General features: G+C 72.3%; 12 protein-coding genes and 1 pseudogene. 4 read left to right on the top strand and 9 right to left on the bottom strand.

Annotation, left to right across the window (positions count from 1 at the left end; genetic code table 11):
* Positions 1–222 precede the first annotated feature (222 nt).
* On the top strand, positions 223–1,326 hold the full coding sequence (locus B9S58_RS36095) for a methyltransferase domain-containing protein (RefSeq protein ID WP_258045244.1): 1,104 nt from the start codon (positions 223–225) through the stop codon (positions 1,324–1,326).
* A 192-nt stretch (positions 1,327–1,518) separates the two neighbouring features.
* On the opposite strand, the gene B9S58_RS36090 is transcribed toward B9S58_RS36095, so the two are convergent.
* The 6 genes and pseudogenes from B9S58_RS36090 to B9S58_RS36060 all read right to left on the bottom strand — a co-directional run bounded on the left by B9S58_RS36090 (position 1,519) and on the right by B9S58_RS36060 (position 6,183).
* Positions 1,519–2,253 (bottom strand): maleylpyruvate isomerase family mycothiol-dependent enzyme, encoded by a 735-nt coding sequence (locus B9S58_RS36090; RefSeq protein ID WP_103536079.1) that lies wholly within the window; start codon positions 2,251–2,253, stop codon positions 1,519–1,521.
* Entirely contained in the window at positions 2,250–2,816 is a 567-nt protein-coding gene (locus B9S58_RS36085; protein WP_103536078.1) for a carboxymuconolactone decarboxylase family protein, read from the bottom strand. The genes B9S58_RS36090 and B9S58_RS36085 overlap by 4 nt, the downstream gene beginning before the upstream one ends.
* A 585-nt stretch (positions 2,817–3,401) precedes the next feature.
* Positions 3,402–3,566 (bottom strand): annotated as a pseudogene (locus B9S58_RS36080) (alanine--tRNA ligase-related protein); the annotation flags it as partial.
* 10 nt (positions 3,567–3,576) lie between these two features.
* Positions 3,577–4,485 carry a GlxA family transcriptional regulator gene (locus tag B9S58_RS36075; protein WP_103536076.1) on the bottom strand — a complete coding sequence of 303 codons (909 nt, stop codon included), beginning with the start codon at positions 4,483–4,485 and terminating at the stop codon, positions 3,577–3,579.
* Positions 4,486–4,495: 10 nt separating this feature from the next.
* Positions 4,496–5,095 carry an isochorismatase family protein gene (locus B9S58_RS36070; protein WP_103536075.1) on the bottom strand — a complete coding sequence of 200 codons (600 nt, stop codon included), beginning with the start codon at positions 5,093–5,095 and terminating at the stop codon, positions 4,496–4,498.
* 437 nt (positions 5,096–5,532) lie between these two features.
* The gene (locus B9S58_RS36060) at positions 5,533–6,183 is read right to left on the bottom strand and encodes a helix-turn-helix domain-containing protein (protein WP_374935741.1); all 651 of its coding nucleotides are present in this window, start codon (positions 6,181–6,183) and stop codon (positions 5,533–5,535) included.
* Positions 6,184–6,305: 122 nt separating this feature from the next.
* On the opposite strand from B9S58_RS36060, the gene B9S58_RS36055 reads away from it, so the two are divergent.
* Positions 6,306–7,091, top strand: coding sequence for a cyclopropane-fatty-acyl-phospholipid synthase family protein (locus tag B9S58_RS36055; RefSeq protein WP_103536073.1), 786 nt, complete (start codon positions 6,306–6,308; stop codon positions 7,089–7,091).
* Between the two features lie 19 nt (positions 7,092–7,110).
* Here B9S58_RS36055 and B9S58_RS36050 read toward each other — a convergent pair whose 3' ends face one another.
* The 3 genes from B9S58_RS36050 to B9S58_RS36040 form a co-directional block, all read right to left on the bottom strand.
* Positions 7,111–7,701, bottom strand: a complete 591-nt coding sequence (locus tag B9S58_RS36050) for a DM13 domain-containing protein (protein WP_258045243.1) — start codon at positions 7,699–7,701, stop codon at positions 7,111–7,113.
* Positions 7,698–7,979: a hypothetical protein gene (locus B9S58_RS36045; protein WP_103536072.1), complete on the bottom strand. Its 282-nt coding sequence runs from the start codon at positions 7,977–7,979 to the stop codon at positions 7,698–7,700. Before B9S58_RS36045 ends, B9S58_RS36050 begins: the two co-directional genes overlap by 4 nt.
* A gap of 400 nt (positions 7,980–8,379) precedes the next feature.
* Positions 8,380–9,483, bottom strand: coding sequence for a citrate synthase 2 (locus tag B9S58_RS36040; RefSeq protein ID WP_103536071.1), 1,104 nt, complete (start codon positions 9,481–9,483; stop codon positions 8,380–8,382).
* A 410-nt stretch (positions 9,484–9,893) separates the two neighbouring features.
* On the opposite strand from B9S58_RS36040, the gene pdxH reads away from it, so the two are divergent.
* Positions 9,894–10,538 carry a pyridoxamine 5'-phosphate oxidase gene (gene pdxH / locus B9S58_RS36035; protein WP_103536070.1) on the top strand — a complete coding sequence of 215 codons (645 nt, stop codon included), beginning with the start codon at positions 9,894–9,896 and terminating at the stop codon, positions 10,536–10,538.
* Between the two features lie 1,088 nt (positions 10,539–11,626).
* Positions 11,627–13,063 (top strand): PAS domain-containing protein, encoded by a 1,437-nt coding sequence (locus B9S58_RS36025; protein ID WP_103536069.1) that lies wholly within the window; start codon positions 11,627–11,629, stop codon positions 13,061–13,063.
* Positions 13,064–13,173 lie beyond the last annotated feature (110 nt).

Genomic DNA, 13,173 nt, shown 5'->3' with positions numbered 1-13,173 from the left:
GCGTCGGCCTCTTCCCGCCGTACGGGATCTACCGGCTGCACCGCCGCCCCGCCGATCGAACCGTTCCACAGAGCAGAGGAGATGGACGATGACGATGAGCACCGACCCCGTGCAGGCCGAGGGCGGGAAGCATGGCGGTCCTCCGTCGGACAAGCCGTGGACTCCGCCGTCGGAGCCGAAGCCGTCTCCGGACGGCAGCCGTCCCACGTTCGTTCCGCAGCCGTGAGCACGGCACCCCAGGTGTCCACCTATCCGGCGCTGGTCCAGGAGTTGGCCGACCGTGGGCTGCTTGGTGCCCGTTGGCGGCGGGTGTTCGAGGCCGTGCCGCGCAGCCGGTTCGTTCCGGCGGCTGTGTGGCGGCAGTTGCCCGACCGGTGCGAGCCGGTGGTGGGGACGGATGCGTGGCTGGCGCTGGTCAACAGCGACGAACCGGTGGTCACGCAGCTCGACGGCGGGGCCGAGGGCGGGCCCGGTGTCGCGACGTCGTCGAACTCGATGCCCTCGATGGTCGCCCGCATGCTCGGCCTGCTCGAAGTCTCGGATGGCCAAAGGGTGTTGGAGATCGGCACCGGCACCGGGTACGTTGCCGCGCTGCTCTGCGAGCGGCTCGGTGACGATCTGGTCCACAGTGTGGAGCTGGATCCGGTCGTGGCCCGGCAGGCGGGGGAGGCTCTGGCGCAGGCCGGGTACCGGCCGCGTCTGCGGGTCGGGGACGGTGAGCGGCCGTGGCCCGGCCTGGGGCTGGTGGACCGGCTGATCGCCACGTGCGCGGTGCGGTACGTCCCGTACGGGCTGCTGCGGCAGGTCCGGCCCGGCGGGGTCGTCGTGGCCCCGCTGGCCCGGGAGTTCTGGTCGGGTGCGCTGGTCCAGCTCCGTGTCCAGGGCGACGGTACGGCGGTGGGGCCGTTCCGCGGCGGGGCCACGTACATGCCGATGCGCTCCCATCGCGTACCCGACCTCCACGACGTGCGGGGCAAGGGGCGGGCCCGCGCGGCGGGCCTGGATCCCGCCCGGCTCCTCGACCTCGGGTTCGCGTTGTACGCGGGGGCGCGGTTGCCCGGCGTGCGGCTCATCCACCAGGACACCGCCGAAGGTGTCCAGGTGTGGGTGACCCGTGAGGGCGGGGGTGCTGCGACGGCTGCCACGGGGGAGGGGGTGTGGCAGTACGGGCCCGGGTTTCTGTGGGAGGAGATCGAGCAGGTCTGGTGGGAGTACGAGTCGGTGGGGCGGCCCGACGCCGAGCAGTTCGGGCTGACCGTGACCGACCGGGGACAGCAGGTATGGCTCCGCGACCCGGCCGAGGCCGTCCGGCCCAGCAGGGCGTAGAGGACTGCGACGCTGTCCCCTTCGCGGATGCGGGCGGGGACGTGGTTTTCGGCCCATCGTGTTCCGCGCCGCGTCCGGCCCGCCCCGCCGGCGAGCGCCGCCGACGGCTGGAGAGCGTGGACTGAGCGTTGCGCCCCGGGCCCGTGGGCTCCGGTGGTCGTCGCCACCCGGAACGCCGGGTGGCGACGACCATCAGGTGCCGGAATGCCGGTCCGGCTCCATGGGGGTGGGCGCCGCCTCTTCGACCGCGCGCGTCGGCGGTGTGAAGGGGCCCCACGTGAACGCGGGCAGCCACGATGCCGGCGAGGTACTCCAGGACAGCTCAGCGATCTGACGGACCGTGCGTCGTCCCGTCAGAGCGCGGAAGACGTCCAGACTGCCGCCGCAGAGCGTGGCGGCCGGTTCACCCTCCCCAGCCGTCCACTCCCGGTCGGGTGTCCGGACGCGCAATGTCGGCAGACCGCGTTCGTGCAGCGACAGGGCGAAGCCCCCCACAGCGAGATCCAGCGCGTCGGCGAGGGCGGGGGAACCGTCGGGCGGGGGCAGGCCGAGTGCCGTACGGAGATCGAGCTCATGCGAGAGCACGTCCAGCGGAAGGATGCGGCGACGCAGCCAATCCGCGCGCGCCAGAACTCCCGGCAGATGCTCCTCCAGTGCAGCCCAGGTGACGACGAGTTCGTGGACAGGAATACCTGGAGGCGGGGGTGGCGGGTCACTGAGCTCGCCCGGATACTCGTCGACGGCCATCCGACAGACCAGGACGAGGTGGCTGACAAGATCACGCACGCTCCAGCCGGGACAGGCCGGCACGGGGAGCTCCGCGACCGACAGATCCGAGGTGACGAGCCGCGTGATGTTCTCCCGGCAGGCACGGTAGGCCAGGTGATGCGCCGGGTCCGGTACCGGACCGCGGGTCGTGTCGGTCATGCGGCAGTCTCCTGTATGCCGGTAGGGGTGCCGGCCCGGTAGGCGTCCGCCACGATCCGCCGAGTTGCCTGCGCGTAGTACTCGTCATCCTTGGGCAGCTCGGTCGCGAGGCCGCTGACGTAACGGTTGTACATGCAGAACGCCGCGGCGATCAGAACGGTGTCGTGCAGGTCCGTGTCGTCAGCGCCCTCGACGCGGGCCGCCACGATCGCTCGGTCGGATACCGGACGCGCGGCGCTCTGGACCTCTGCGGCCACGTCCAGCAGTGCGCGGAGACGCCCGCTGATCGGCGCGGTACCGGGGTCGGCCAGCACGTCCTGGACCAGTTCCCGGCCTCCCGCCAGTTGCGAGGCCGCGAAAGCCCCGTGCGAGGAGGCGCAGAACTCGGTGCCGTTGAGCCGCGAGACGTACGCCGCGATCAGCTCGCGTTCGCCCGGTTCGAGCGAGGACGGTGCCCTGAGCAGAGCGTTCGCCAGGTCGCCCAGCGGTCCGCCGGTGTCGGGCCGGTGGACCATCAAACCGATGATTCCGGGGTGATCGCTGTTCAGCGCGATGTGGGGCACGGCTCGTCCTTTTGGAGAAGGGGGAGACAGAAGTGCGGTGACCATCGCGGGGCCGCTGAACAAAGGGGCCTTCGCGATGCGAGGACGCTAGTGAACCCTCCGGTCGGTGGCAACCGTGCGCTGAGGCGAAGAAGTTCCCGCTGTCGCGGTCGAGCCTCCGACCGGCCATCAGCGCGGACCGACCGGCCCTTCCTCGATCATGTCGCTGAGCAGCGGCATCTGCTCCGCACGCACCGGGGAGGTCGGCGCCGCGCACGCCGGGAGCGTTCACCGGGCCGTGCGCCGGCCCGGGGGCGTCCGCGAACAGGTACTCAAAGGAGAGCACTTCGGAAGAAGCCACCCCGTGTGCGGTGCTGTGTAATAGGCCACCGGTCCCCGACCGTGGAGTGATCAGACATGGCCCAGGGGCCTCGATCACCAAGGCTGCTTGTCCGACCGGTGTCCCAGCGACGAACTCCGTCTCGTCGGCCCGCCACATGACCGGTTCGTGTTCGTCCCGCCAGGTCAGCCCTGCATGCCAGCCGGGCATGTTCACCCCTCGTAGAACTGCGGCCGTCTCCGGCCCGTTGCCGCCCTGGGCCGCGAGTCGAGACTGAGCGGGCCCCCGTAGTCGCCCAGCGACCAAGTGCCGAGCATTTCGAAGGCCGTCAGGTGGGTGGCGTCCCCGACCTCGTCCAGGTCCGTGGTGCGCGGGCAGCGCTGTACGTTCACCAGCCGCCGGCCCAGCGGGTGGGGGCGGCCCTCCAGGTGCCTGACGCAGTCAGGCCGTGCGGGCGCGGAGGCGGCGCAGCATGCGCGGGTCCTCGAAACCGACTGAGCGGGCGGCGGCGTCCATCGTCGCGCCGTGGCTGATGAAGTGTTCGGCGCGTTCGAGGCGGAGGGTCTGCTGGTAGCGCAGTGGGGTGAGCCCGGTGGCGCGGCTGAAGAGGCGGGTGAGGGTGCGTTCGCTCACGCCGACGGCCGAGGCCAGGGTGGGCAGCGGGAGGGGCTGATCGAAGCGGGCGTCGATGAGGTCCTGGGCGCGGTGCACGGTGTCGTCGAGGTGGGACCGGTGCCGGAGCATCTCGCTGGACTGCGGTTCATGGCCGTTGCGGCGAGCGTAGACGACCATTTCCCGGGCCACCTGGGCGGCGACGGCCGGGCCGTGCCGGGTCGCGACCAGGTGCAGGGCCAGATCGATGCCGCTGGCGATGCCGGCCGAGGTGATCACCCGGTCGTCGGCGGTGAACAGGACGTCGCGGACGACCACCGCCCTGGGGTGGCGCAGGGCCAGCTCGTCCTGCACGCCGTGGTGGGTGGTGCAGTGGCGGCCGTCGAGCAGGCCGGCCCGGCCGAGCGCCTCGGCTCCGGCGCAGACGCTGGCCACCGTCCCGCCCCTGGCGTGGTGGTCCCGGAGGACCTGCAGGGAGGCGGCGCCGATGGCAGGGGCGTCGGCCGGGGTGACTGTCCGCCAGCCGGGCACCACGATCAGATCCTCGGGCCCGAGATCGGGCCAGTCGACCCCGGCCACCAGCGGCAGCCCCTGGGCGGTGGAGACCTGTGGCTGCTCGGCGACGTAGGCGAGCGTGTAGGGGTGCCCGAAGTCGGCGGCCGTGGAGAAGACCTGCGCGGGTCCGGCCAGGTCCAGCACATGGACTCCGGGCACCAGGAAGAAGACGATGTGGCTCACGATTCGGTCATTATGTCTGAAGTCCTGCTGCGGCCTCCAGCTGGTCGACCGTCGCGATGGTGGCGAAGCGTCCGGCGAGGGCGTACTCGGTGCGCCTGATGACCTCTTCGGCAGGCAACGTGCGGGGGTCGGCCAGCAGCTCGGCGACGCTCTGGCCGGCGGGAGCGTCGCGGTGCGGGATGGGATTGGTCGCGGTCGCGTCGACGGCGAAGGTGACCTGGTAGCCGAGGTCGCTTGCGACGCGAGTGGTGGTCTCCACGCACTGCTCGGTGCGGATTCCGCAGACGATGAGCTCGCGGATGCCGCGCTCGGTGAGGAGTTGTTGCAGGTTGGTGGTGGTGAACGCGTTGTGTGAGGTCTTGTGGATCAGCAGTTCCCCATCCGCTCGCTCCAGCTCCTCCATCAGCCGGACATGGCCGAGGGCCGGGTCGAAGACACCGCCGGTGCCGGGCTCGGAGTGCAGTACCCACACCACCAGGTCCCCAGCCTGGCGGGAGAGCCGGACCAGTCGGTTCACCTGGTCGGCGATCTTCAGGTCGGAGGTGGTTTCCCACAGCGGACGGGCGCGGAAGGACTCCTGGACATCGATGACGATCAGTGCTCGGCTCATGTCCCCAAGCCTGAGCCGCGCGGGCGGGGCGGCAACAGGCTGCATCGGGTCCGTCGGCGGACCGATCCGGTCAGCAGTGGGTCGGTCGGGCAGTCTGAGCGACCGCAGCAGGGGCCGCGGGGAGCTGCGCGAGATCGGTGGCAGACGCCTGTGCCCTCTCGCCTCGCGCACGTAATTGATCACACAAATCCTCGCGCCTCTGGACAGTGCGCGTCAGGGGCATCCGCCAGCAGGTCATCGAATGCGGGGGTTTCGTGGGCGGGCGGCAGTGTGTGGTCGCGGGTGTTGGCCGGCGCCGGGTCGGCGACCAGCGGTTTACCGTGCCCATCCGTCAACTGCGAGCGTTTGTATGATCGGGCGAATCGTGTCTGCCCTGCTGCCGCCATTCAGTTCAGCGCCTACTGGCGGACGCTCTTGCCCGCCGGCGTGATGCCGTGTCAGCGGGTGGCCCCATCGGCCGGCGCTCGCACCGACTCCTGGCGGGCCCTCAGGTGGGCCCGCTCGCCCTGGTGGCCGAAGAGGACCAGCAGTTCCACGGTCCGGTCGTCGTCGGGGCCGAGCCAGTGCGGCACATGCGTGTCGAACTCGGCCGCCTCGCCCGGTTTCAGCACCAGCGTCCGTTCGCCCAGGATCAGCCGCAGTCGCCCGGCCAGTACGTACAGCCACTCGAAGCCCTCGTGGGTCCGCAGGGTCGGCTCGGTGTCCGGCCTCGGCGGGATCAGCAACTTGTCGGCCTGGACCCCGCCGGGGCGGCTCAGCGGTACGTAGGTGAGGCCGTCCCGGGTGACCGGGCGGATGTGGATGCGCGGGTCGCCCGTGCGGGGTGCGCCGACCAGTTCGTCCAGCGGCACCGCGTGGACCTCCGCCAGCGGCAGCAGCAGCTCCAGCGTGGGCTTGCGCGTGCCGCCCTCCAGGCGGGACAGGGCGCTCTCGTTGATCCCGGTCCGCTCGGCCAGCTCGGAGAGTGTCATTCCGTGCCTGCGTCGCAACTCCCGCAAGCGGGGGCCCACTGCGGCCAGTACGCCGTCCTTGCTGCCCCTGGGTGTGGGGCCGGGGGTGTGCCCTGCTGTGTCTCTCATGGCTGCCATGCCTGTCAGGTTGCCGAAACGGCATGGGGACTTGCACGGGCGGCAGGCCGCGACGCACCTCCCTACCCAGCGGGGTGCTCACCCGGAGCGGCCGCCGCCGAAGCGAAAGGGGACAGCCAGCCATGAGCACCGACACCACCGACACCACAGGTTCCACCGACACCACAGGTTCCACCGACACCACAGGTTCCACCGACACCACCGGTTCCACCGGTTCCACCGACACCACCGGTTCCACCGACACCACCGGTTCCACCGACACCACCGACTCCGCCGGTTTCTGGGAGAACCACTACGCCAACGTCGACGCGCAGTGGGGCACCAAGCCCAACGTCGTCCTCGCCGAGGTCGTCACCGCTCTGGCCCCCGAGCCGGGCGGCGGCGGCGGCCGGGCGCTGGACCTCGGCTGCGGGCACGGCGGAGACGCGCTCTGGCTCGCCTCACTCGGCTGGGACGTCACCGCCGTCGACGTCTCGGCGACCGCCCTGGAGCGGGTCGCCGCCGGAGCCGAGGCGGCCGGGCTGACCGACCGCGTCCACCCGAGCCGGCACGATCTGGCCCGGTCCTTCCCCGATGGGATCTTCGACCTGGTGGCCGCCAGCTACTTCCACACCCCTGTGGAGATCCCCCGCGAGCAGGTGCTCCGGCGCGCGGTCCGGGCCGTCGCCCCCGGCGGCCTCCTGGTGCTGGTCGAGCATGCCTCGCTCGCGCCCTGGTCCTGGCGGGACGGCCACGAGGAGGTGCGGTTCCCCGTCCCCGACGACGTACTCGCGTCCCTGCGGCTCGGCGACGGCTGGCGGACCGAGCGGTGCCACGCGCCCCGGCGGACCGCCACCGGGCCCGGTGGCGAGACGGCGACCGTGACCGACAACGCCATCGCCCTCCGCCGCGCCGAGACCCGGGACTGAGCCGCCCGCCGGGCCGGGCTCAGGCAGGGGCGAGTTCGGCTGCCCCGAAGGAGACGCTGAACCGGGCACACCAGATGCTCACGCTGGTGAACTTGTCGAGGTCGATGCCGGCCGGCAGGGCGTAGTTCTGGTCGCCCTTGTTGCCCTTGAGCTTGCCGAGGCTCTCGTACGCGCCGTCGTCGAACACGCTCCAGCCCTTCCTGCCCTCCTTGACCGGAGCGTCGGTGATCCAGACCTGCAGATCCGGGCCGTTGCTGGTGTCCAGGCCCTCCAGGCGCAGAGTGCGCGAGCCGTCGGGCAGGCGGACCACCTTGACCGTGCCGGTCGTGCGGTGCTCGTGGCTGATCAGCTCACCGGCTGCCAGTGTCTTCGGTTCCGGCGGCGCCGGGGGCCGGGAGGCGCCGGGGGAAGGCGGCGCGGTCTCCGGCGGGGCGGTGGGGACGGCCAGTTCCTCGCGTACGGTCTTGTCCTGCCACAGCTTCCAGGGCTGGAACCAGTACAGCCCCGTGCTCACGGCCAGCGTGGCGGCGATCAGCGTGACGGCGATCGCCGGCCCGCGCGATCGGCGTCGCTTCGGAGTGTCTGCCTGCTGCGGATCGTGCGTAGTCATGTTCCTGCCTCTTCGGTCTGCCGGGTGTCGGGCACGGGCCGTAGCCCGGTGTGCACCGGGACGGGGAGGACGCCCTCGCGCCACTGGACCCGGTAGACCCGCCCGAACAGGGCCCACCAGGGTCTTCGTATGCCGATGACGGTTCCCGGGTTGCCGCCTTCGCGGTAGTGGGACACCTCGTCACCGACCCGTGACGCGAGGGGAGCGGCCGTCCCCGACACCGGGGTGAGGGCCGGCGGGAAGGTGCTGCGGCAGGGGCGGCCGGCGTCGCTGGACACGGGTGAGGGACATGGCACTCACCCTACGAAGACGAAGTGGGCACAACGGGCTTCAGGTTCTTACGGAACGGGAACGTCGACGGCTGGACTGCCGTACGCAATGTACTGGGCTGCTGCTGCTGCTGCTGCTGCTGCTTCGAAGTCGCCCTGCCCCCGGCATGTGCTCGGGCGGGGTGACGGCGAGACCTCCGTCGCCGGCCCCGGGGGCGCGCCGACCGGGAGCACCGCCGCCGCCATGCCCCGGACCGCTGCGGTGCCCCGTTCGGATCCAGGTCCGTCACCTCGAAGTCCAGGTGCGGCACGGGTTCCCGTCCCGGGAGGCGGCGGTGGAAGGCCGCCGGCTCCGCCGCGCCCGGCCCACCCCGCGCGCCGTGACCGCCCACGGTCCGAGACGATGTCGTCAGCCCGAGACGATGTCCTCGTACCCGCCGATCTCGCGCGGATCCCGCGTACCCGGGCCGATGTACGTCGCCGACGGGCGGACCAGGCGGCCCGTGCGCTTCTGCTCCAGGATGTGCGCCGACCAGCCCGCCGTACGGGCGCACGTGAACATCGACGTGAACATGTGCGCCGGAACCTCCGCGAAGTCCAGGACGATCGCCGCCCAGAACTCCACGTTCGTCGCCAGGACACGGTCCGGACGCCGCGCGTGCAGCTCCTCCAGCGCGGCCTTCTCCAGCGCCTCCGCCACCTCGAAGCGCGGGGCGGCCAGCTCGCGGGCCGTGCGGCGCAGGACGCGGGCGCGCGGGTCCTCGGCGCGGTAGACGCGGTGGCCGAAGCCCATCAGGCGCTCGCCCCGGTCCAGCGCCTGCTTCACGTAGGCGGTCGCGTCGCCCGTGCGCTCGATCTCCTCGATCATGCCGAGGACCCGGGACGGGGCGCCGCCGTGCAGCGGGCCCGACATCGCGCCCACCGCGCCGGACAGGGCCGCCGCGACGTCCGCCCCGGTCGAGGCGATGACCCGGGCGGTGAACGTGGAGGCGTTCATGCCGTGCTCGGCCGCCGACGTCCAGTACGCGTCGACCGCCTTCACGTGCTTCGGGTCCGGCTCGCCGCGCCAGCGGATCATGAACCGCTCCACCACCGACTGCGCCTTGTCGATCTCGCTCTGCGGCACCATCGGCAGCCCCTGACCGCGCGCCGACTGGGCGACGTACGACAGCGCCATCACGGCCGCCCGCGCCAGGTCGTCCCTGGCGGTCGCCTCATCGATGTCCAGCAGCGGCTTCAGGCCCCAGACGGGTGCCAGCATCGCGAGCGCGGACTGTACGTCGACCCGGATGTCACCGGAGTGCACGGGGATCGGGAACGGTTCGGCGGGCGGCAGCCCGGGGCTGAACGCCCCGTCCACCAGCAGGCCCCACACGTTCCCGAACGAGACGTGGCCGACGAGATCCTCGATGTCGACCCCGCGGTAACGGAGCGAACCGCCTTCCTTGTCCGGTTCGGCGATCTCCGTTTCGAACGCGACGACTCCCTCAAGACCGGGTACGAAGTCGGACATCAGGCGGCTCCCTCAGTTCGGCGGGCGGCGGGCGGGCGGCAGGCCCGGGTCGGCGGCCGTGGCGTACGGAGTGTTCATGTACCCGAAGGCGCGTGCGTGTACCCGGGAGACCTCCGCTGCACGAAGGCCAGAGGCCTGCCCCAAGATATTGGCGGGTTCGCATGGAACGGGGAAGCGTGACATCCGGCACAGGGCCCCATTTCGACGGCACGTGGTTACGGCCCCTCCCTGCCGGGCACACTCGGCCACTGCGGCAGGATGGGCCCGTGCCCACACCAGATCACTCCGTGCCGACTCCGGATCACGCTGTGCCCGCACCGGGTCATGCCACCCATCAGGCTCCTTCCGCCGGGCTCTCCCGTAACTCCGCAGGGTCCTCCCGTACCGATTCCACCACCGATCCGGCGGCCATGCGCGAGCAGTACCGCTCCGAGGACTTCACCGAGCGTGACCTCAGCCCCGACCCGATGGACCAGTTCGCCCGCTGGTTCCGGCAGGTCGCCGCCGGCGGGGTGCTGCACGAGCCCAACGCGATGATCGTCTCCACCGCCACCCCGGACGGCCGCCCGTCCTCGCGCACCGTGCTGCTCAAGCAGTACGACGACCGCGGCTTCGTCTTCTTCACGAACTACGACTCCCACAAGGGGCGTGAGCTGGCCGCCAACCCGTACGTCTCGTTGCTCTTCCCCTGGCACCCGATGGCCCGCCAGGTCATCGTCACCGGCACCGCCTCCCGTACCTCCCGCGAGGAGATCGCCGGCTACTTCCGTACCCGCCCGCACGGCTCCCAGCTCGGTGCGTGGGCCAGCGCCCAGTCCACCGTCGTCGGCTCCCGCGAGGAGCTGATCACGCGGTACGAGGAGCTGGCCACGCGCTATCCGGAAGGCGAGAAGGTGCCGGTCCCGCCGCACTGGGGCGGCTTCCGGGTGGTGCCCGGGACGATCGAGTTCTGGCAGGGGCACGCGAACCGGCTGCACGACCGGCTGCGGTACGTCAGGGAGGGTGAGGGCGAGGGGACGTCCGGCGGGTGGCGGGTGGAGCGGCTCTGCCCGTAGGCGGCCGGCACCCGCGTCGACAACGCAGAAACCCGCAGGCTCTGGATCCTCCGTGCACAGAGGAGCCGGCCGGACTTACCGGCGAGCCTGCGGGTCGGTGACTGCTTGGGATTGGCCGGCGTCCGGCCATGCACTGCAAAAGAGTGCGACGACGGGCGTCAGCCCGCGGTCACCTCACGAGTCCGAGAAGAAATCACTTCCGGAACACCTCCTTTCCTGTGTGCTCCACAGCCTAGGAGCGTCCCGGATCGTGGTTCAAGCGATTTATTCGGTGCCGTCCTTCCCGCCGGTACGAGTGAGGCCCAGCGCGCCCCGGACCTTCCGCAGGTCCACGAACGTTAAGCCGGTGGCCTCCCGTCCCTCCTGCGCCGGGGTGGCGTCGCCGTCCTGGACGACGAGCGGGCCGCCCGGGTACCGGCTGCCGAGCGGTCCGTTCGGCACCGCCGCGCCGCGCCGCGCCGTCGGGGACCCCGGACCCGTCCAGCGTCGCCGGGGCCGCCGTCGCCCGGAAGCCGCCCGCGTACACGGGAACGGCCCTGTCCCGGCGGCCCGCCCCGTGCCGGTACGCGGCGAAGGCGTCGTCGCCCTGGCCGCAGGCCAGGAGATACCGGGCGCCGTTCCGCTCGGGGAGCAGGAACGCGGAGGGCAGGTCGAGGCTCCGGACCTTGCGGTACGTGACGGTGCCGGACCGGGTCGGGAGCAGCCCCAGCAGGGCGATCGAGGTGCGGTCGCGTTGGCTGACCAGGGCGTACGAGCGTCCGCCGCGGTGGATACGCAGCCGGCCGTGGCCCCGGTCGGAGGTGACGGCCAGGTCCGCCTTCCGGCCCGGGACAGCCGCAGTCCGTGCACCAGGTCGACGTTGTTGAAGAGGCCCGGGGGCGTCCTCGGGGCCGGTCGCGGCGCGTTCGCGGCGTGGCGCGAATCCATCGGTAAGCCGTCGGACAGCCGGCGGGAAGCCAGCGGTGGGAGAAACGATTTCGGCGAAGTCGATGTGTGCTGGGTCACGTTCGAGTTGAATGGTCTGACGTGCAGCAGTACACGCGGCGACGCGTGGGAAAACGGCCGACACGTTCTGCGGGGGGTGCGGAGTGGGTGTTTCCAGGAGCAGCGGGACCACCGACGAGCTCGGGCCGGACGAGGATTCCGGCGGCGGGCCGCCGGGGTGCTCCGCGGACCCCGGGCCCCCGGCGGGCGAGGGCGGGATCACTGGGGAGCCTCCCGGGTCCGAGCTGCTGGCGGCGCTGCTCGACGGCATGGACGCGGCGCTCTGCGCGTTCGACGCCGACGGCACGGTCACCCACTGGAACCGCGAGGCCGAACGGGTCCTCGGCTGGTCGGCGGACGAGGCCGTGGGCCGTAGCGGTTTCGCGGGCTGGGCGGTGCGCCGGGCCGACGCGGACGAGGTGCGGGCGCGGCTCATGTCCGCCATGGACGCGCCGGGGCGGCAGGTGCACGAGTTCGCGCTGCTGCGCAAGGACGGCGGCCGGGTGCTGGTGCGGACCCAGTCCGCCGGGGTGCGCGGCGCGGGCGGGAAGCCGGCCGGAGTCTACTGCGCGTTCACCGAGGTGCACGCCCGGATCGACCTGGAGCGGGCCATCGCGCTGAGCGAGGCGCTGCTGGAGGACGCGTCCTGGGGGGTGGTCCTCGTCGATGTCGACCTGCGCCCGACGGTCGTCAACGCCTACGCCTCCCGTGCGCTCGGCGGCGGCCGCACCATGCTCCTCGGCCGCCCGTTCGGCGAGCTGGTGATCCAGGGCGTCGAGGAGCTGGAGGCGGCCCTGCACCATGTGCTCGCCGAGGGCGCCCCGAGCGCCCCGGCCGACCTGTGGGTGACCCTGCGGACGGCGGAGGGCGAGCGCCGCCGGTGCTGGCGCAGTGGATTCCTGCGGCTGGCCTCGCCGCTGACGGAGGAGCCGGTTCCGCTCGGGGTGGGCTGGCTGTTCCGGGACGTCACCGCCGACCGGCTCGCGGAGCAGGAGGCCGACCGGCTGCGGTTCCGGACGAACCAGCTCCACCGGGCCGCCCGTACGGCCTCCGAGTGCGAGGACCCGATGGAGGCGGCGACCTCCCTGCTGGACTTCGCGCTCGCCGGATTCGCCGACCACGTCCTGGTCGACCTGGTGGCGGGCGGGCCAACGGAGGGCGAGCGCCTGGTGCGTGCCGCCGCGACCCCCTCGGACGGGCCCGGCCCGTGTCTGCCGGTCGCGGGCGGCTCGATCCCCGTCCGCTACGGCCCCGGGCACCCGGCCCTCCAGGCCGTCGAGCGCACCGGCTCGGTCCGGACGAGCGGGGGCGCCGGGGGCTCCGGAGGGGCGGCCTGGGCGACCGAGTGCCGCTGGCCCGGGGACGCGGCCCACGCCCTGTGCACCGTGCTCCGCAGCCGGGGCCGGACGCTGGGCGCGCTGACGTTCCTCCGCGCGGCGAACCGGGCCGCCTTCGAGCGCCCCGACACGGCATACGCGGAGACGGTCGCGGCCCGGGTCGCGGGAGCGGTCGACCTGGCCCAGGTGACGGCGGGGGCGTAGAAGACCGGACCCGCCGGGGCGACGGCGTTCTGCCGGCGGGCGGTCCGCCGCCGGGCGAGGCGCCGTTGGGCGAGGTGCCGTTGGGCGGGCATCCGCTGGGGCACGGGGCG

Origin of the sequence: Streptomyces sp. SM11, from assembly GCF_002910905.1 — a bacterium.
Taxonomy (GTDB): Bacteria; Actinomycetota; Actinomycetes; order Streptomycetales; family Streptomycetaceae; genus Streptomyces.
Note: the sequence above shows the minus strand (reverse complement) of the source record. Positions and strands in the feature narration are given on the sequence as shown.